Raw genomic sequence first — 15,831 nt, 5'->3', positions numbered from 1 at the left:
GAGGGCCATTTCAGGGCCGTTATCGACGCGATTTGAAGATCCTTTGCGATCACTCGACGAGCACATATCCGTTCAGTGGTCGCAGGCAAGGCCTGTGGCCCTTCCACCAAGAAGGAGTACAACATGGCTATTACCCCGACTGTCATTGCCGCGGAGCGCCGCGAGGAGTTCGGTAAAGGCTCCGCACGCCGCCTGCGTCGCGAAGGCAAGATCCCGGGTGTCCTCTACGAAAAGGGCATCGACAACGTTCACTTCGCAGTTGACCTCATCGAGATGACCGCAATTGTGCGTAACGACGGCACCAACGCCATCGTTGAGCTTGAAATCGACGGCGAAAAGCTGCTCGCCATGGTCAAGCACGTCGACCAGAACGTGCTCACCCTCGACATCGACCACATCGACCTGTTCGGCATTAAGCGCGGCGAGAAGGTCACCGTCGAGGTCCCGGTCGTCACCGAGGGCGAGGCTGCTCCGGACGCGGTCGTGTTCCAGGAAGGCGACGTCGTCGAGATCGAGATCGACGCACTGTCCATCCCGGACGAGATCACCGTCTCCATCGAGGGCAAGGAAATCGGCGACCAGATCACCGCTGCCGACCTCGAGCTGCCGGCCGGTGCAGAGCTGATCACCGAGCCGGAGACCCTCATCGTCAACGTCACCTACGAGCAGGTTGACGAGGAGCTCGAGGCCGAGGCCGAGTCCGTCGAGGAAGGCGGCGCAGAGGCTGGCGCAGAGTCCGAGGAAGAGACGTCCGAGGAAGACTCCGAGTAGTCCGCCTTTTGGCACGCCGATTGCCCCGTCCCGCATCGTGCGGGGCGGGCTTTTCGCCTAGTTGAAGAGTTGTTCCATGGCGCCGGGGGTCTCGTTTTCTACCGGTGTGCCCCCAGGCGATACCCAAATCGGGGTGCCATCTCTGATCTGGACGCGCCCGTATCTTCGCGCCGCCGGGTCGTCATCATTCCTGCCGTTATGAAACCTGCACAACGGCACCAAATTCGCCAGGTTGGTCTCCCCGCCGAAGCGCCACGCGTCGATATGATGCATCTCGCACGAATCAGCTCCGTGCCGACAGCCCGGCACCGGACACGACGGGGTCATCATCGACGCCAACACCCGCTGCTTATCGTTGGCAAACCGCGCCGTGCGGTACAAATTCACCGCACCTTCCACCGGATGGAACGCTGCCACCTCCAACACCTCGCCAAACTCGTGGGCCAAAAACTCCGCCCCGGTCATCGTGGTGCCATCCGTCAGCGTGAGCACCACTTCGTCGCCAGCACCGGACTGAATGCGCGTCCACTCCGGAAACGGCACCATAATGATCGGCCGTGGTACCGCACGCGCCACACCACCACCCTCAACACCGCCGTCGCCGCGCAGCAGACGCACCAGCGCATCAGCCATCTGCTCCGCGGCCGGCAGGTCCGGGTTAATCACAGAGCGCAACGCGAACTCCAAATCGGCGATGTCGCGCTGGTTGTACGTCAACGCCACCGTGCGCATCCCGCCACGGGTCTTGGTGAACCGGCACGCTTTTTTCGGCGCGGGTTTCTCAGCACCGATCAGGCTGTCGGCGAACCGGGCGAGCGCGTCGTAGCGGCCGGAAAACCCGAGAAGCTCCAGTCGCAGCCGCCACCGCTCAGCGGGATCAGACACCACCGACAGTTTCCGTTCGATCAACCCCAACTGGTCCAACGGCATCGACCCCGCAGCCTTGCGCGCTGAAGCTTGTTTGCGCGTGAACTTCGTCGCCCCGAAGTAGACGTCGTGCACGCGAGACCACTCCCGGACACGCGACGGGGCCACGCCGGCATTGAGCGCGGTGTCGCGGTCGAAGTCGGCCAAATCCAAAAGACGCGGGCCGAGAAGGTCTGCAAAAGCCATGACCCAAACGCTAAAGCCGCCCCCAACGACCCAACAAGGCCCAACAAAAAATCTGTGGATAACCCACCGGCACACGCCGGAAAGTTATCCACAGCGCGACCTACAGCCTTGGCAGCACCGGGAACTGCGGGATAACCTTACGGATTTCGTCCTGGTTTTTACTACCCTTTGCGGGGTGACCATTCTTATCGTCGGATTGGGCAACCCCGGCCCGCAGTACGAGAACACGCGCCACAACGCCGGCGTGTTCGTGATCAATGAGCTCCTCAACCGCGCCATCCCGATGCCCGCAACCTTGTCGGCGCACAAGCGCACGAACACGGAGGTGGCGGAGTTGGCTGCCGGGCGCTTAGCCGGCGACCGCGTGATTGTGGCCCGCACGCGCAGTTTCATGAACGTCTCCGGCGGGCCGGTCAAGGCGCTCGCCGATTACTTCGGAATGAAGCCGGAGGACGTTTACGTGGTCCACGACGAGTTGGACTTACCCCTCGGCGAGGTGAAGATCCGGCTCGGCGGCGGCGACCACGGCCACAACGGCTTGAAATCGGTGACCAAGTCGCTGAACAAGCCGTACAACAAGGTCGCCGTGGGCATCGGCCGCCCGCCGGGACGCATGGCGCCTGCGGACTTCGTGCTCAAACCATTCAGCGCGAAAGAGCAGGTCGACGTGGCAATCGCGGCTGCGGACGCGGCCGACGAGATCCTGCGCGCGATAGGCTAGCCGCATGCGACTCGCCACGATCAGGACCGGAGACACCACCACCGCCGCCAGGCTTATCGACGACACCCGCGCCGTCTCACTCAACGCCCCCGACGTGGGCGCGCTCCTGCGCGACGGCGGCTTCGAGGAAGGCGAGGAGTTCACCTTCTCTCCCACTGATTTGGCGCCGGTGATCCCGCGGCCGGGCAAGATCATCTGCGTCGGGCTGAACTACGCGAAGCACATCGAGGAGATGGGCCACAAACAACCCGACGTGCCGACCCTGTTTATCAAGTTCCCCGAGGCGCTCATCGGCCCGTACGACGACGCGGAGGTGCCGGCGTTCAACGCGGAGACGTTGGATTTTGAAGGGGAGCTGGCGGTGGTCGTCGGCAAGCGAGCGCGCCACGTGAAAAACGGCGCGGACTACATCGCGGGCTACAGCGTGATCAACGACTACACGCAGCGCGAATACCAAAAGCGCACGCAGCAGTGGCACCAGGGCAAGTCGCTGGAGAAAACCGCCGGGTTCGGCCCGTGGCTGGACACCGAGTGGCAGCCCGGGCCCGCGATTACGACGACGCTCAACGGCGAGGTGATGCAGCACTCGCTAACCGACGACCTCGTGTTCACCCCGGCGAAGCTCATCGAGTTCATTTCGCACCTCTACCCGCTCGAGCCGGGCGACGTGATCGCCACCGGCACCCCGGACGGGGTCGGCCACGCGCGCAACCCGAAGCGCTACCTCGCAGACGGCGACACGGTGCGCGTCGAGATTGAGGGCCTCGGCGCGATCGAGAACACCACGCGGGTGATGTAGCGTGTTCGGATTCTTCAGGCGCCCCAAAGCCGACTGGCTGGTTGTGGGGCTGGGCAACCCGGGTACGGAGTACGCGCGCACGAAGCACAACGTGGGCTTTCTCGCGCTCGACGAGCTGCCGAAACTCGACGGCGTGGCGCGCTGCAAGCCGCAGACGTACATGAACCTCTCGGGCGAAGCGGTCGCTCCCCTGGCCCGCAAGTTCAACATCCCTCCGGAGCGGATCATCGTGCTTCACGACGAGCTCGACCTGCCCGCCGGCAAAACCCGCGTGAAATTGGGCGGGAACGAAAACGGCCACAACGGGCTGAAGTCGATCACCGAGCACCTAGGCACGCGCGACTACATCCGCGTGCGCATCGGCATCGGCCGACCGCCACAGGGAACGGCGGTGCCCGATTGGGTGCTCAGCGACATCTCCGGCGAGGAGGACCTGGCGGCGGCTGCGGAGGCCGCGCGCCTGGTCGTCGATAAGGGCTTAGCGCAAGCGCAGAACGTTATCCACGCGCGCTAACTGCGGCCTCCAAGTCTGCGAGGGTGCACTCCAGCAGGTCAGCGTTCGCAGCCTTTTCCTGCTCAAATTCGGTGCCGAAGATGTTGACGCCCACCTGGTTGCGGATGTCGAACATGGAGAAATTGGACACGATCTGGCGCCAGTGTTCGATCGCGCGGATGGCGCCGGTAGCACTGTAGCCGACGAATGCGACCGGCTTGTCCGCCCACTCGGAACCGAGCGAGTCGAAGGCGTTTTTCATCGTGCCCGGCACGGAGCGGTTGTACTCGGGCGTGACAAAGACGAACCCGTCGCAGGCGTCCACGGCCTTCGACCAGGCGGTGACAGCCTCGTCGTCATACTGCTTGCTCGCGGCGCCTGGGACAACCGCGGCGGTGAGTGCCGGGACGTTGAAGTCGGCGAGGTCGAGCAGCTTGTACTCAACGCCGTCGTGCGCCTGGCCGGTTTCGCGCACCCAGTGGGCGACGCCTTCGCCGAAGCGGCCTTCGCGGATAGATCCTAAAATCACACCAATTGTTGTCATGTGCGCGACTGTACTCTTCGGGTGGGTCGTCGATAAGCTAACCGCCCATGAGCACTGTTTCCGAGGCCTCCCGCCGCCGCACGTTCGCTGTCATCGCCCACCCGGACGCCGGTAAGTCGACGCTGACGGAGGCGCTGGCGCTGCACGCGCACGTCATCGCGGAGGCTGGCGCGGTGCATGGCAAGGGCAACCGAAAGTCCACTGTGTCGGACTGGATGGAGATGGAAAAGGAGCGCGGCATCTCGGTGGCGTCGTCGGCGCTGCAGTTCGAATACGCTCCGGAGGGCCACGAGGGCGAGCCGTACGTGGTCAACCTGGTGGACACCCCGGGCCACGCGGACTTTTCCGAAGACACCTACCGTGTGCTCTCCGCCGTCGACGCCGCCGTGATGCTTATCGACGCCGCGAAGGGCCTCGAGCCGCAGACGCTGAAACTGTTCCGCGTGTGCAAGGCGCGCGGCCTGCCGATTGTCACGTTGATCAACAAGTGGGACCGTGTGGGGCGCGAGCCGCTGGAGCTTGTCGACGAAATCGTCACCGAAATCGACCTCCAACCCACCCCGCTGTACTGGCCGGTGGGCGAAGCCGGCGACTTCCGCGGTCTCGCGCACGTCTCCCGCGACGGCGAGGTCGACGGGTACACGCACTTCACCCGCACCGCCGGCGGCTCCACCATCGCCCCGGAGGAGCACTACTCCGTCGATGAGGCCGCCGCGAAGGAAGGCGACGTGTGGGACACCGCACTCGAGGAAGCCGAGCTGCTGCTCGAGGACGGCGCCGTGCACGACCAGCAACTGTTCGAGCAGTGTGTGACCTCCCCGATCATTTTCGCCTCCGCGATGCTCAACTTCGGCGTGCACCAGATCCTAGACACGCTGTGCGCCATCGCGCCGGCGCCGGAGGGGCGCGCCTCGGACCCGAAGGCGGTAGAGGCCTCTACCTCCGCGATGGACACCGAACGCGAGGTCGGCGACGACTTCTCCGGCGTGGTGTTCAAGGTGCAGGCCGGCATGGACAAAAACCACCGCGATACGTTGGCGTTCATGCGCGTGGTCTCCGGCGAGTTTGACCGCGGCATGCAGGTCACGCACGCGCAATCGGGCCGCAGCTTTTCCACGAAGTACGCCCTGACCGTCTTCGGCCGCAACCGCGACACCGTAGAAACGGCGTTCCCAGGCGACATCATCGGCCTGGTCAACGCCGGTGCACTGGCGCCGGGCGACACCATCTATGCCGGGCGCCAGGTGCAGTTCCCGCCGATGCCGCAGTTCGCCCCGGAGCACTTCCGCACGCTGCGCGCGAAGTCCCTAGGCAAGTACAAGCAGTTCCGCAAGGCGCTCGACCAGTTGGACGCCGAGGGCGTGGTGCAGATTCTGCGTAACGACGCCCGCGGCGACGCCGCCCCCGTCATGGCCGCCGTCGGCCCGATGCAGTTCGAGGTCATGCAGGCGCGCATGGAAAACGAATACAACGTGGAAACCGTCACCGAGCCGGTCCCCTACTCTGTGGCCCGGCGCACCGACGCCGAATCCGCGCCGGAGCTAGGCCGCCAGCGCGGAGTCGAGATTTTCACCCGCACCGACGGCGAGATCATCGCCCTGTTCGGCGATAAGTGGAAACTGGCGTTCGTGGAAAAGGAGCACCCCGAGCTCACCATCGAGCCGCTCATCGCGGACTAGCGCTACCTGTCGCGGGTGAGGAACTCGTGCATCGCGGGCCAGTCGCGCTCCACCTGCGACTGGCCGGCCGCGTAGTTCGCCCGCAGCTTCTCCGCGTCGAGCTCGGTGGACTCCACCCCCATCGCGTCGGGGAAGAAGATGTAGGCGTTGCCGGCGGCAGCTTCGTCGATAAGCGACTGCTTCGCAGCGTTGTAAATGGCCGGCCGAGCAACCATGGCGTCTGCGACTTTCGGCGTGTTGCGCATGATGCGGCGCACGGCTCGCTCGCGCTTTTGCGGCCCCTTGACGTAGTCGCGCGGGCGGGTAAGCACGGCGACAAAACGGGTGTAGCCGGCGGCGCGGGCGGCGTCGATAAGCAAACCGCCCGAGGTACCCAGCGCGCCGTCGACGTAGGGCACGCCGTCGATCTCGCGCATCTTCATTAGGATCGGCAGCGTCGACGACGTCCGCGCGGCGAGGGCGACGTCCTCCAAAGTGCGCAGGTCGTCCCGGTTAAACGCCACCGTCTCCCCCGTGTCGGCGCGCACCGCCTCGACGTGGACCTCCTCGGTGGTCCGGGCAAACGAGTCAAAGTCGAACGGCAGGACGTCCTCGGATTGCTCGTACGCCCATTCGCCGTTGATCAGGCCCTTGCCTCGCACCACAGAGCGCCAGCCGCCGAACTTGGGGTTGCCCACAAACTCCGTGAACGCGTTTTCAGAGCGCCACGTGTCGCGGGAGGCGAAGTTCAGCGCGTGGACCGAGCCAGCGGAAATGCCGCCGACCCAGCCGAACTGGACCTCTTCCGCGATGAGCTTTTCCACCACGGGGGCGGTGTAGGAGTTGCGGGTGCCTCCGCCCTCAAAGATGAGGGCGGTGTCGCGGGCGTCAATCATGCCCACGAGCCTACGCACACGTTCATGGCGGCGAACGGCGTTTGGACGGTGTTCAGTGCTACGGCGTCAGCGCACCACCGGTAACCGCAAGCGTCTCACCGGAGATGTATGACGCGTCCTCGGAGGCGAGGAACACGTACGCGCCGGCAAGCTCAGCCGACTGTCCAGGTCGCCCGATGTCGGAGCCCTGGGCGAAGTTGTCGACGACCTCCTCCGGCTGTCCCTCGGCTGGCTGGATCACGGTCCAGATCGGCCCTGGTGCGACGGCGTTGACACGGATGCCTTTCGACGGGAGGAGCTCGCCGGACAACCCCTTGGCGAGGTTGTTAAACGCCGCTTTAGTGATGGCGTAGTCAAGCAGTTCCTTCGACGGGTCGTAGGCCTGGATGGAGGTGGTGAAGATGATGGACGAGCCCGGTTCCATGTGCTTGACCGCTTCCTTGGTCACACGGAATGCGGAGTAAATGTTGGTGCGCATGGTGGCGTCGAAGTCGTCGTCGGAGATGTTGAGGATGCCGTCGTTCCACACCTGGCGCGAAGCGTTGTTGACCAGAATGTCGATGCCGCCGAGTCCCTCGACGGTCTGCTGCACCGCGGCGATGCAGTTGTCGAGTTCCTTTAAGTCGCCGGGGATCGCGACGGCCTTGCGGCCTGCATCTTCAATGAGCTTCATAATGCGATCCGCATCCTCCTGCTCCTCCGGCAGGTAGGCGATGGCCACGTCGGCGCCTTCACGAGCGAACGCGATGGCGGTGGCTGCGCCGATTCCGGAGTCGCCGCCGGTGATCAACGCGCGGCGGCCTTCGAGTTTGCCGGAGCCTTGGTAGCTCTCCTCGCCGAGGTCGGGCGCGGTGGTCATGTTGACATCGAGGCCCGGGTTCTTCTGCCGGGGTTCTTTGGGGAAGTCGGACGGGTATTTCTTTCGCGGATCGATAAGTGTCATGGCCACCACCCTACTCACGGTCTGCGGCACGACTGTCCAAGATTTCGTCGGCGGCGCGGTCTGTCCAGCGCCGCATCTGCAGCCGCCACGCAGCACCCGCGTTGGACCGCGGCGGGGCTTGGATGTTGCGTCGCGAATCCAGGCCGTCTTGGAGTTCTTTGGCCCGGAGCACCTCGGCGTCGATTTTCACGCCTTCGAGCAGCACGATGTTCATCAGCCAGATCAGGGCCAGCACCGCCAGTACGGTGCCGAACGCGCCGTAGGTGCTGCGGATGCCGACGAGTTTGAGGTACCAGGAAAACCCGACCCACAGCAGGCCAATGACCAGCAGCGCAGATGCGGAGCCGAGGGTGAGCACGCGGAAGCGTCCCGGTTTCACGTTCGGTGCAAAGTAATACAGCAGCGACACCAGCGCGATGGATGTCACCGCGATGACGGGCCCGCGCAGGTAGTCCCACACCGGCAGGAACATCGACGTCATGTAGTCGAGCTCCTCCTCAAGTTGCAGCGGCCGGGCGATCGGTCCGAACACGGCGTTGACGATGGAGTCCGTTAGCAGCGCGCCCAAGATGATCACCACCGCACCGATGACCATGACCACGGTGATCAGCCACATCGTCAGCCACGTCACCGCGATCGGGCGGCCCTCCACCCGCCCGTAGATCAGATTCGCGTTCCGGGAAAACGAGCGGACATACCCCGACGCTGATAGCAGCGAGATGATCACGGAGACCACCAGAGCAATCGTGCTTTGCGACGGCGTTCCCACAATCGTCGACAACAACCGCATCGCATCGGCCTGCAACTCCGCCGGGACGTACAGGGCGACGAGGTCGGCCATGAGCGAGTCCGCCATGTCGTCGCCACGCGGCATGAGCAGGCTGAAAATCGAGTAGGCGGCGAGCAGCATCGGCGCCATCGACAGCAGCGTGTAGTAGGTCAGTGTGGCGGCGCGGTCCACCATCGCGTCGTTGGAAAAGTCGGTGACTACGCGCCGAAACACCGACTTCCACCCGGGCCGGGTGAGCCGGTTGCCGCGCTTGAGCGGGGTCTCGTAGTCATGGGGTGGCACCACAAGTTCGCCGGTGCCGTACTCCATCACCAGGTCGGCGCGGTACGAATCTGCCATACGGCCACCATATACTGGGCCGACATGGGCATCCTTGAGCGCGCGCGGCAACTGTTCGGCTTCAATCAGCCCCGGTTGACGGAGGTGCCGGACCAGGTGGTTGAGGTGGTCGTCGACACGCTTGACGTGCACACCGCGAACCTTTCGCCGGACACGGACGAGAAACTGGTTATCGTCACCACCAACGCTTTCGCACTCACGGAGCTTTCGCGTATCGACGACCCCGTCACCCTCACCCACGCCACCCGGCGCCCCGTCACCTTCGTTCCGGTCAAGCGCACCGCCGTGCCGGTGCTCGATCCGAACCACGGGTGGCTCATCCCCGTCACACCTGACACCGCTGAGGAATTGGCGGCTCTGCCGGAAGGGCCGGGCGAGCACGAATTTTCGTCACTCCACCTCGGTCTGATCTTGGTGTAGTGGAAGCGTAGCATTGCGGGCATGGATCTGAGCTCGCAGTTGACCTACAACATGCACCACGGCGCGGAGGATCTGCGGATCCTCCTCACCACCGACATCACAAACAACTTCCTGCCCGGCTCGTGGCAGGACTCGCTGCGCGACCTGAGCTACTCGGTGATCGGGCTGTGGGACTCGATCGTGCGCGGCATTTCGCTACTGACCTAGCCAGAGTCGACGCCGCCGTTCGAGGATTCGCCGGAGGTCGCGAACCCGGCGCGGATCAAACTGAGTGGCGTCCAGGATTCGCTCCACCGCGCCATCGGTCGTAGACAGGGCCAGCTCCATCACGCGCTCTGCAGCCCTTGATGGCAGCCCCATTTCCTCGCAGAACGCTTTAAACATCTTCGCGCTGATGTTGTCTTTTCTTCCTTGCACGGACAGCGCCATGGTGGTGTCACCGTATGGAATGGTCGAGGGAATGTCGTAAATCGGCGCAGGCTCCACTACCCCGTTGCGCCAGATGAGCGAGAAATTTTTCGCGTGCAGATCACCATTTCCCGTGAGCCACGCCAACGCTACTTGAAAGGCGAGAGAACGTGCGGTGAGCACTGGGGCCGTACTCACCTTCATCATCGAGGCGGCGACATCTTCCATCGCGGGGTCGCACTTCGACCCCGGATACAGCCCCATGACCTGGGCGGCATCCTCAACATGAAAGCGTTGCTTCCCCTGCCGATCAAAGCGCGTGACGAGTAGTCCGGAACGGCCGTGCACATCGTGAAGTAACCGAGTTTCCGTGAGGGGGAATCCTGCGCTCCGGGCGATTTGGAAGCAAGCGGCCTCATTTTCGACAAGCCACGGATATTCGGGCGGAGAAACCTTGAGAATGAACTCACTTCCGGCTCCCGCAACGGGTGCGGCGATAGTGCGAGCCGATGCCTTATCCTGCACCCCTGGGACTGCCACAGGGTCGACAATTCCCGCGTCGGTGAGCGCGCTTGTGAAATCGAGCTCGCTATCAAGGTTGATCATCGCGGGCGAACGGTCGGGCTCTTTGCCATGGGGCACGACTTGGACATCGCCGATTGTGTCGGAGCCGACTGCCAGAAGCAGCGAGAGGTCGTCATCGAGCGATGCTTTCACGCGACGTTTCAGAGCGGACAGCCTCCTCCCCTCCGGCAGCAGATTGGTGAAAAACGGAGGCAGCGCGCCCGCAGCGCCAACGTACGGACCACCGTGTAGTGGCAGCGTTGTTGCAACCGGACTGGTTGCCGTTTCGAGGTAAGAAAACTCGACGGTGCCTTGCTCAGTCTTATGTATGTAACCTACGAGCTCGCCCTTGAGGTAGACATCCGCTGCAATCATGTCAGGTCACTCCGGCGAAGGATCGGTTCAAGTTCGAATCCGAGAGTGGACAATACGTCCATTACTTTGCCGATCTCAGCCGACGGTTTCCCTTTTTCCAGCTCACGGAGGAACCGGTCTGAAACTCCGGATAGGTCTGCGAGGTCCTGTTGGGTGAGCCTCTTCGCTTTGCGGTTCGCCCTGATGACCTCGCCGAGTGCCGCCACGTCCATACCGAGCACCTCCTCCCCAACGGAACGATCGTTCCGTTTTGTTTGCTAATGCGTTTCACTCTAGCCCATTTCGGACCAAAACAGAACGATCGCTCCGATTTCGCAGTCGACCCCCGACCCTTCCACCGAAACACGCCAAAACAGAACGATCGTTCCGCTGCCGATCCAAACTATAAAGAGTATAAAGAATATAAACACTCCAGGAGGATCACGTGCGCAATCCGTTCATCCCCACATTCGGCGTCTCACCACTCATCCTCGGCGGCGACGGCGATTTTATCCACGCTTTTGGCGCCGGCCTAGAGTCGGGGGCCGGCGACCCGCGACGCGCGTTGCTCATCTCGGGTCCCCGTGGGATCGGCAAGACGGTGACGCTCAACGAACTCGAGGACGCTGCAGCACGGCTCGGCTGGGTCGTGCTGCGCGCTCAGCCGTACGACCTTGTCACCCCACTGGTAAACACCGCCATTCCGGAAGCGCTGCACACCGTGCGCCAGCAGGATCCGGACAAGCGCAGGATCACCAGCCTGAGCATCTCAGGCGTCGGCGGGTTCCGGACGGAGTCTGCGGGTGGCGATTCAACGCCGTCGCTCATTTCGTCGCTCAACAAGCTTTGCGACGAACTCCCCGACGGCTCAGGCACACTCATCACCCTGGACGAGGTGCAAAGCGTCAATCCGAAGCAGCTCTGGGAGTTGACCGCCGCGGTGCAGGATCTGCGCCGCGATGGACGAGATATCGCCTTTGCCGCTGCCGGGTTACCTGACGGTGTGGCCGCCCTCCTCCAGCACCCGGGGACCACGTTCCTGCGCCGAGCGCAGCATGTCACGCTCGCACCGATGTCGCCGCAGGACACCGCTTCAGTGCTCGAGAACACTGCGCGGGAAGGGTCGGTCGACTTTTCAGGCCCGGTGCTCGATCGCGCAGCTGCAACCACCCGCGGCTACCCGTTCCTGGTCCAGCTTCTCGGCTACCACCTGTTTGAACAGGCCTCCGGCGATGGCGGAACGGTCACCGCGGAGCACCTCGAAGCGGTGACGCCAGACGTGCTGGACACGCTCGGATCGTTGGTGCACGAGCCCGCGCTGGTCCATGTCCCCCAAAGCGAGCAGGACTACCTCGCCGCGATGGCGGAAGTGCAGACCGACCAAGATGCGATCCCCAGCGCGGCGGTGGCGAAGCGCTTGGGAAAGACGGCCCAGCAGGTCTCCATGGCTAGGCAGCGCCTCATCGACCGGGAGTTGATCTATTCGCCCCGCCGCGGCTACCTCAACTTCGTTATCCCCCACCTGGGCTACCACCTGAACAAACGGCAAACACGCGACACCGGCTGGGACTGATTTTGCACACACTGCGCAAGTTTGCATACAGTGTGCAACATGTCTCGATTCCTCTACCAGCTAGGCAGCTGGTCTTACCGAAAAATCTGGCCATTCTTAGCCGTGTGGCTCATCCTCCTGGGCGCCCTGGGCTTCGGCGCCGTGAACTTCGCAAAATCTCCAAGCCCGACATTTTCCATGCCAGACATGGATTCCACCGTCACGCAGGAGGAGATGAACGAACGCTTTGGCGTCGACGACGACGCGATGAGCATGCCGTCCGGCACCGTCGTCATCCAAGCTCCTGAGGGCAAAACTCTGCAGGACCCCGACGTGATGGCCCAGGTCGACGAGATGCTCGACGAGCTCAAGGCGACCGGCGACTTCCGCGAACCCGAAGCGATCGTCAACCCTGTCCTCGCTGCCGGCGGCATGGCGAAGCAGATGGGCGAAGCGAAAGCCGCCCAGGGCATGCCGCAGGAGCAGATTGACGCGGACTTGGCCGCGCTCTCCCCGCTGAGCTCCGACAAGACGACCGGCACCGTGAGCGTGACGTTCACCGATGAGACGGTCATGGATATTCCTGCTGAAACGCTCGACGAGGTAGAAAACATCCTTGAGCGTTACGACGACACCGACCTCACGGTGAAGTACAGCGGCAACGCGTTTAGCGGCGCCGGTGAAATGGACGGCACAGCAGAGCTGATCGGCATGGCTGTCGCGGCGATCGTGCTGCTGGTGACCTTCGGTTCCCTTGTCGCAGCCGGTCTGCCCCTGATTGCTGCGGTCGTCGGCGTCGGCGTGGGCATCCTCGGTGTCCAACTGGGCACCCTGCTGACCGACTCGATCTCGGATATGACCCCGATGTTGGCGTCCATGATCGGACTCGCGGTCGGCATCGACTACTCGCTGTTTATCGTCGCCCGCTTCCGCAATGAGCTCATCTCCTCCTCGGGGCTGAACGATTTGTCGCCGAAGGAGCTCGCTCAGGCACTGAAGAAGATGGACAAGGACCAGCGCGCCCACGCAATGGGCATGGCGCTCGGCACCGCGGGTGGATCGGTTGTTTTCGCCGGCACCACGGTGCTCATCGCGTTGGCCGCGCTGTCGATCATCCGTATCCCGTTCCTGACCACGATGGCGCTAGCTGCCGCAGCAACCGTCGCTATCGCAGTGCTTGTCGCTTTGACGTTCCTGCCGTCGCTGCTCGGCCTGCTGGGCACGCGCGCGTTCGCGATCCGCATCCCCGGCCCGAAGGTGCCGGATCCGGAAGACGAGAAGCCGACGATGGGCCTGTTGTGGGCCCGCCAGATTCGCAAGCGCCCGTGGCTGAACCTCCTCGCCGGCGTGGTCTTGCTCGGCATCCTCGCCATCCCCGCCGCGAACCTGCGCCTGGCCATGCCAACCGACGGCACCGCGAAACTCGGCTCCCCGCAGCGTGAGGCGTACGAGATGGTCAACGACGCGTTCGGCCCCGGCCGCAATGCCCCGATGATCGCGTACGTGGACACCGCAGATGTTGCGGAACAGGACCGCATGGGCGCGTACCAGACGCTGCTGCAGGACTTCGCGGGCACCGACGGGGTGGTCAACGCGCAGATCGTGCAGACCACCGACAACTTCGACGCTGCCCAGATCCTGATCACCCCGAACTCGGGCGCGACCGATCAGGAAACGACCGACACGATGGAGCGTCTGCGCGAGTTCAAGCAGCCGTTCGAGGACGAAACCGGCGCCACGTTCGGCATCACCGGCATCACGCCGATTTTCGACGATATCTCGCAGATGCTCTCCGACGTCCTCGTGCCCTACATCGCCATCGTCCTGGGCCTGGCGTTTATCGTGCTGATGCTCGTGTTCCGCTCCCTGTGGGTCCCGCTCATCGCGGCGCTCGGGTTCGGGCTCTCCATGGCCGCGACCTTCGGCGTGACCGTCGCGATCTTCCAGGAGGGCATGTTCGGACTCATCGACGACCCCCAGCCACTGCTGTCGTTCCTGCCGATCATGCTCATCGGCTTGACCTTCGGGTTGGCCATGGACTACCAGGTGTTCCTGGTCACCCGAATGCGCGAAGGCTACGTCTCCCGCGGCAAGACCGCCGGCAACGCCGTGGCCAACGGGTTCAAACACGGCGCGCGCGTGGTCACGGCGGCCGCGCTGATCATGATCTCGGTGTTCGCAGCCTTCATGCTTATCGACGAGCCCTTCATCAAGGCCATGGGCTTCGCGCTGGCCGCGGGTGTGCTCATTGACGCGTTCGTGGTGCGCATAACGCTGATCCCGGCCACGATGTACTTGCTCGGCGACCGCGCGTGGAAGATTCCGCGCTGGCTGGACAAGGCCCTGCCGAACCTGGACATCGAGGGCGAAAAGCTGCACCAGGAGCCGTCGCACGAGGCGGCCCCCGCTACGGTGTAGCCATGAGCCTGCGCGAGGAAAAGAAGGCGGCGACTCGCCGCGCCATCTCGGAGGCAGCCGCCGCACTCCTGCTGGAGGAAGGCGAGGACGCTGCCACCGTCGCGCGGGTGTCGGAGCGCGCTGGCGTGTCCGCGCGGACGTTCCACAACTACTTCGCGGATATCGACGAGGCACTTGTGGAGTTTCTACGCAAGGTCTTTGCCACCATCGCCGACCAGATCGATGCAATGCCTACGGAAATCTCGTCGGCGGAGGTGATGGAGGCCATCATCATCGACGCACTCAACGAGGACGGCTTTGACCTATATTCCGCGTCCACGCTGGTTCTTTTAGGAGACCGAGCTAGACAAGAGGCGAAAACGCCGCCCACCGAGGAGGCGATGAACGAGCTGGCCGCGCCGCTCGTCGCCAGTTTGCGGCGGCGCACCCCGGGCGCGACGCGTTTCGACGCCGAAGTGCTACTTAGCGCCTACGGCATGGCCGGGGCGACCGCCGTCAAGGCGTACCTGGCCCTGCCGCAGCCGCGCGACCCCGAGGACGGCCGGGCGCTGGTGCGACGTGCGTTCGAGGTCTTGCGGGATATGCGCTAGCCGCGCTTGATGTTGTCGATGTTCTTGCCGCGCGCGAGTTCGTCGACAAGCAAGTCCATCTGGCGGATTTTGCGCATGAGGTCGTCGTCGACCTCCTCCACGCGCACGCCGCACACCTTGCCGGTAATGAAATCCGAGTTCGGGTTGAGCGCGAGGCCGTCGAAGAAGTCACGCAGCGATTCGCTTGAATCGGCGGCGGCGTGCAGCTCGTCCGGGGTGTAGCCGGTAAACCAGCCCAGCACGTCGTCGAGATCCTCCCTGGTGCGGCCTTTGCGCTCCACCTTGGCCACGTAGTTCGAGTAGATGTCGCCAAACGGGTAGGCGAAGACCCGCTCAAGTTTCGCTTGCTCGTCCATGGCCGCCGAGTGTAAGTCCGGTTCCATCCGGCGTGCACATTATGTTGTGCACGGTTGCTCTGGTGCTGGTGAAAGTGACTGGCTAGGGTCGCAGGTACGCGG

At 63.7% G+C, this 15,831-nt stretch carries 18 protein-coding genes; 10 read left to right on the top strand and 8 right to left on the bottom strand.

The features are described 5' to 3' along the window. Window positions 1-123: 123 nt before the first annotated feature. On the top strand, window positions 124-771 hold the full coding sequence (locus IAU68_RS03500; protein ID WP_171194456.1) for a 50S ribosomal protein L25/general stress protein Ctc: 648 nt from the start codon (window positions 124-126) through the stop codon (window positions 769-771). A gap of 57 nt (window positions 772-828) precedes the next feature. On the opposite strand, the gene IAU68_RS03495 is transcribed toward IAU68_RS03500, so the two are convergent. Beyond that, window positions 829-1,884: an HNH endonuclease signature motif containing protein gene (locus tag IAU68_RS03495; RefSeq protein WP_171194457.1), complete on the bottom strand. Its 1,056-nt coding sequence runs from the start codon at window positions 1,882-1,884 to the stop codon at window positions 829-831. A 175-nt stretch (window positions 1,885-2,059) separates the two neighbouring features. On the opposite strand from IAU68_RS03495, the gene pth (IAU68_RS03490) reads away from it, so the two are divergent. The 3 genes from pth (IAU68_RS03490) to pth (IAU68_RS03480) are packed head-to-tail and all read left to right on the top strand — an operon-like array spanning window position 2,060 to window position 3,918. Beyond that, window positions 2,060-2,605: an aminoacyl-tRNA hydrolase gene (gene pth, locus IAU68_RS03490; RefSeq protein ID WP_231699083.1), complete on the top strand. Its 546-nt coding sequence runs from the start codon at window positions 2,060-2,062 to the stop codon at window positions 2,603-2,605. Between the two features lie 4 nt (window positions 2,606-2,609). After that, a complete protein-coding gene (locus IAU68_RS03485) occupies window positions 2,610-3,404 on the top strand; it encodes a fumarylacetoacetate hydrolase family protein (protein ID WP_171194459.1) in 795 nt (264 codons plus the stop codon). A gap of 1 nt (window position 3,405) precedes the next feature. After that, window positions 3,406-3,918 carry an aminoacyl-tRNA hydrolase gene (gene pth / locus IAU68_RS03480; RefSeq protein ID WP_171194460.1) on the top strand — a complete coding sequence of 171 codons (513 nt, stop codon included), beginning with the start codon at window positions 3,406-3,408 and terminating at the stop codon, window positions 3,916-3,918. On the opposite strand, the gene IAU68_RS03475 is transcribed toward pth (IAU68_RS03480), so the two are convergent. Continuing rightward, on the bottom strand, window positions 3,902-4,441 hold the full coding sequence (locus tag IAU68_RS03475; protein ID WP_171194461.1) for an NADPH-dependent FMN reductase: 540 nt from the start codon (window positions 4,439-4,441) through the stop codon (window positions 3,902-3,904). The genes pth (IAU68_RS03480) and IAU68_RS03475 overlap by 17 nt on opposite strands. A gap of 47 nt (window positions 4,442-4,488) precedes the next feature. Between IAU68_RS03475 and IAU68_RS03470 the strand changes: the two genes are divergently transcribed. Further along, window positions 4,489-6,120, top strand: coding sequence for a peptide chain release factor 3 (locus tag IAU68_RS03470; protein ID WP_171194462.1), 1,632 nt, complete (start codon window positions 4,489-4,491; stop codon window positions 6,118-6,120). A gap of 2 nt (window positions 6,121-6,122) precedes the next feature. Here IAU68_RS03470 and IAU68_RS03465 read toward each other — a convergent pair whose 3' ends face one another. From IAU68_RS03465 to IAU68_RS03455, 3 genes are read right to left on the bottom strand one after another with little or no spacing between them, the layout of a single operon-like run. Continuing rightward, window positions 6,123-6,995: a patatin-like phospholipase family protein gene (locus tag IAU68_RS03465; RefSeq protein ID WP_171194463.1), complete on the bottom strand. Its 873-nt coding sequence runs from the start codon at window positions 6,993-6,995 to the stop codon at window positions 6,123-6,125. Between the two features lie 58 nt (window positions 6,996-7,053). Beyond that, on the bottom strand, window positions 7,054-7,938 hold the full coding sequence (locus IAU68_RS03460; protein ID WP_171194464.1) for an SDR family oxidoreductase: 885 nt from the start codon (window positions 7,936-7,938) through the stop codon (window positions 7,054-7,056). A 10-nt stretch (window positions 7,939-7,948) separates the two neighbouring features. Further along, window positions 7,949-9,067 (bottom strand): YihY/virulence factor BrkB family protein, encoded by a 1,119-nt coding sequence (locus IAU68_RS03455; RefSeq protein WP_171194465.1) that lies wholly within the window; start codon window positions 9,065-9,067, stop codon window positions 7,949-7,951. A gap of 24 nt (window positions 9,068-9,091) precedes the next feature. On the opposite strand from IAU68_RS03455, the gene IAU68_RS03450 reads away from it, so the two are divergent. After that, window positions 9,092-9,487 (top strand): hypothetical protein, encoded by a 396-nt coding sequence (locus IAU68_RS03450; RefSeq protein WP_171194466.1) that lies wholly within the window; start codon window positions 9,092-9,094, stop codon window positions 9,485-9,487. Between the two features lie 21 nt (window positions 9,488-9,508). Continuing rightward, on the top strand, window positions 9,509-9,694 hold the full coding sequence (locus IAU68_RS03445; RefSeq protein WP_171194467.1) for a hypothetical protein: 186 nt from the start codon (window positions 9,509-9,511) through the stop codon (window positions 9,692-9,694). Here IAU68_RS03445 and IAU68_RS03440 read toward each other — a convergent pair. Both IAU68_RS03440 and IAU68_RS03435 read right to left on the bottom strand, forming a co-directional pair. Next, a complete protein-coding gene (locus IAU68_RS03440; RefSeq protein WP_171194468.1) occupies window positions 9,683-10,834 on the bottom strand; it encodes a type II toxin-antitoxin system HipA family toxin in 1,152 nt (383 codons plus the stop codon). The two genes, IAU68_RS03445 and IAU68_RS03440, sit on opposite strands and share 12 nt — an antisense overlap. Then, window positions 10,831-11,046, bottom strand: coding sequence for a helix-turn-helix transcriptional regulator (locus IAU68_RS03435; protein WP_171194469.1), 216 nt, complete (start codon window positions 11,044-11,046; stop codon window positions 10,831-10,833). The genes IAU68_RS03440 and IAU68_RS03435 overlap by 4 nt, the downstream gene beginning before the upstream one ends. Before the next feature lie 212 nt (window positions 11,047-11,258). Here IAU68_RS03435 and IAU68_RS03430 point away from each other — a divergent pair, with 212 nt between their 5' ends. Genes IAU68_RS03430 through IAU68_RS03420 form a run of 3 tightly spaced genes read left to right on the top strand, consistent with a single transcriptional unit; the run spans window position 11,259 to window position 15,373 of the window. Further along, window positions 11,259-12,386 (top strand): AAA family ATPase, encoded by a 1,128-nt coding sequence (locus tag IAU68_RS03430; protein WP_171194470.1) that lies wholly within the window; start codon window positions 11,259-11,261, stop codon window positions 12,384-12,386. Between the two features lie 39 nt (window positions 12,387-12,425). After that, window positions 12,426-14,783 carry an MMPL family transporter gene (locus IAU68_RS03425; RefSeq protein WP_171194471.1) on the top strand — a complete coding sequence of 786 codons (2,358 nt, stop codon included), beginning with the start codon at window positions 12,426-12,428 and terminating at the stop codon, window positions 14,781-14,783. Window positions 14,784-14,785: 2 nt separating this feature from the next. After that, entirely contained in the window at window positions 14,786-15,373 is a 588-nt protein-coding gene (locus IAU68_RS03420; protein ID WP_171194472.1) for a TetR/AcrR family transcriptional regulator, read from the top strand. Here the strand turns inward: IAU68_RS03420 and IAU68_RS03415 are convergent. Beyond that, a complete protein-coding gene (locus IAU68_RS03415; protein ID WP_171194473.1) occupies window positions 15,370-15,729 on the bottom strand; it encodes a DUF2200 family protein in 360 nt (119 codons plus the stop codon). The genes IAU68_RS03420 and IAU68_RS03415 overlap by 4 nt on opposite strands. Window positions 15,730-15,831: the final 102 nt, after the last annotated feature.

It is taken from the genome of Corynebacterium lujinxingii (assembly GCF_014490555.1).
Classification (GTDB): Bacteria; Actinomycetota; Actinomycetes; order Mycobacteriales; family Mycobacteriaceae; genus Corynebacterium; species Corynebacterium lujinxingii.
This window is presented reverse-complemented; position numbering and strand designations above follow the sequence as displayed.

Coding starts and splice junctions, on each gene's coding strand:
- IAU68_RS03500 (WP_171194456.1), top strand. CDS start 124: ATGGCTATTACCCCGACTGTCATTGCCGCGGAGCGCCGCGAGGAGTTC.
- IAU68_RS03495 (WP_171194457.1), bottom strand. CDS start 1,884: ATGGCTTTTGCAGACCTTCTCGGCCCGCGTCTTTTGGATTTGGCCGAC.
- IAU68_RS03485 (WP_171194459.1), top strand. CDS start 2,610: ATGCGACTCGCCACGATCAGGACCGGAGACACCACCACCGCCGCCAGG.
- IAU68_RS03475 (WP_171194461.1), bottom strand. CDS start 4,441: ATGACAACAATTGGTGTGATTTTAGGATCTATCCGCGAAGGCCGCTTC.
- IAU68_RS03470 (WP_171194462.1), top strand. CDS start 4,489: ATGAGCACTGTTTCCGAGGCCTCCCGCCGCCGCACGTTCGCTGTCATC.
- IAU68_RS03465 (WP_171194463.1), bottom strand. CDS start 6,995: ATGATTGACGCCCGCGACACCGCCCTCATCTTTGAGGGCGGAGGCACC.
- IAU68_RS03460 (WP_171194464.1), bottom strand. CDS start 7,938: ATGACACTTATCGATCCGCGAAAGAAATACCCGTCCGACTTCCCCAAA.
- IAU68_RS03455 (WP_171194465.1), bottom strand. CDS start 9,067: ATGGCAGATTCGTACCGCGCCGACCTGGTGATGGAGTACGGCACCGGC.
- IAU68_RS03450 (WP_171194466.1), top strand. CDS start 9,092: ATGGGCATCCTTGAGCGCGCGCGGCAACTGTTCGGCTTCAATCAGCCC.
- IAU68_RS03445 (WP_171194467.1), top strand. CDS start 9,509: ATGGATCTGAGCTCGCAGTTGACCTACAACATGCACCACGGCGCGGAG.
- IAU68_RS03440 (WP_171194468.1), bottom strand. CDS start 10,834: ATGATTGCAGCGGATGTCTACCTCAAGGGCGAGCTCGTAGGTTACATA.
- IAU68_RS03435 (WP_171194469.1), bottom strand. CDS start 11,046: ATGGACGTGGCGGCACTCGGCGAGGTCATCAGGGCGAACCGCAAAGCG.
- IAU68_RS03425 (WP_171194471.1), top strand. CDS start 12,426: ATGTCTCGATTCCTCTACCAGCTAGGCAGCTGGTCTTACCGAAAAATC.
- IAU68_RS03420 (WP_171194472.1), top strand. CDS start 14,786: ATGAGCCTGCGCGAGGAAAAGAAGGCGGCGACTCGCCGCGCCATCTCG.
- IAU68_RS03415 (WP_171194473.1), bottom strand. CDS start 15,729: ATGGACGAGCAAGCGAAACTTGAGCGGGTCTTCGCCTACCCGTTTGGC.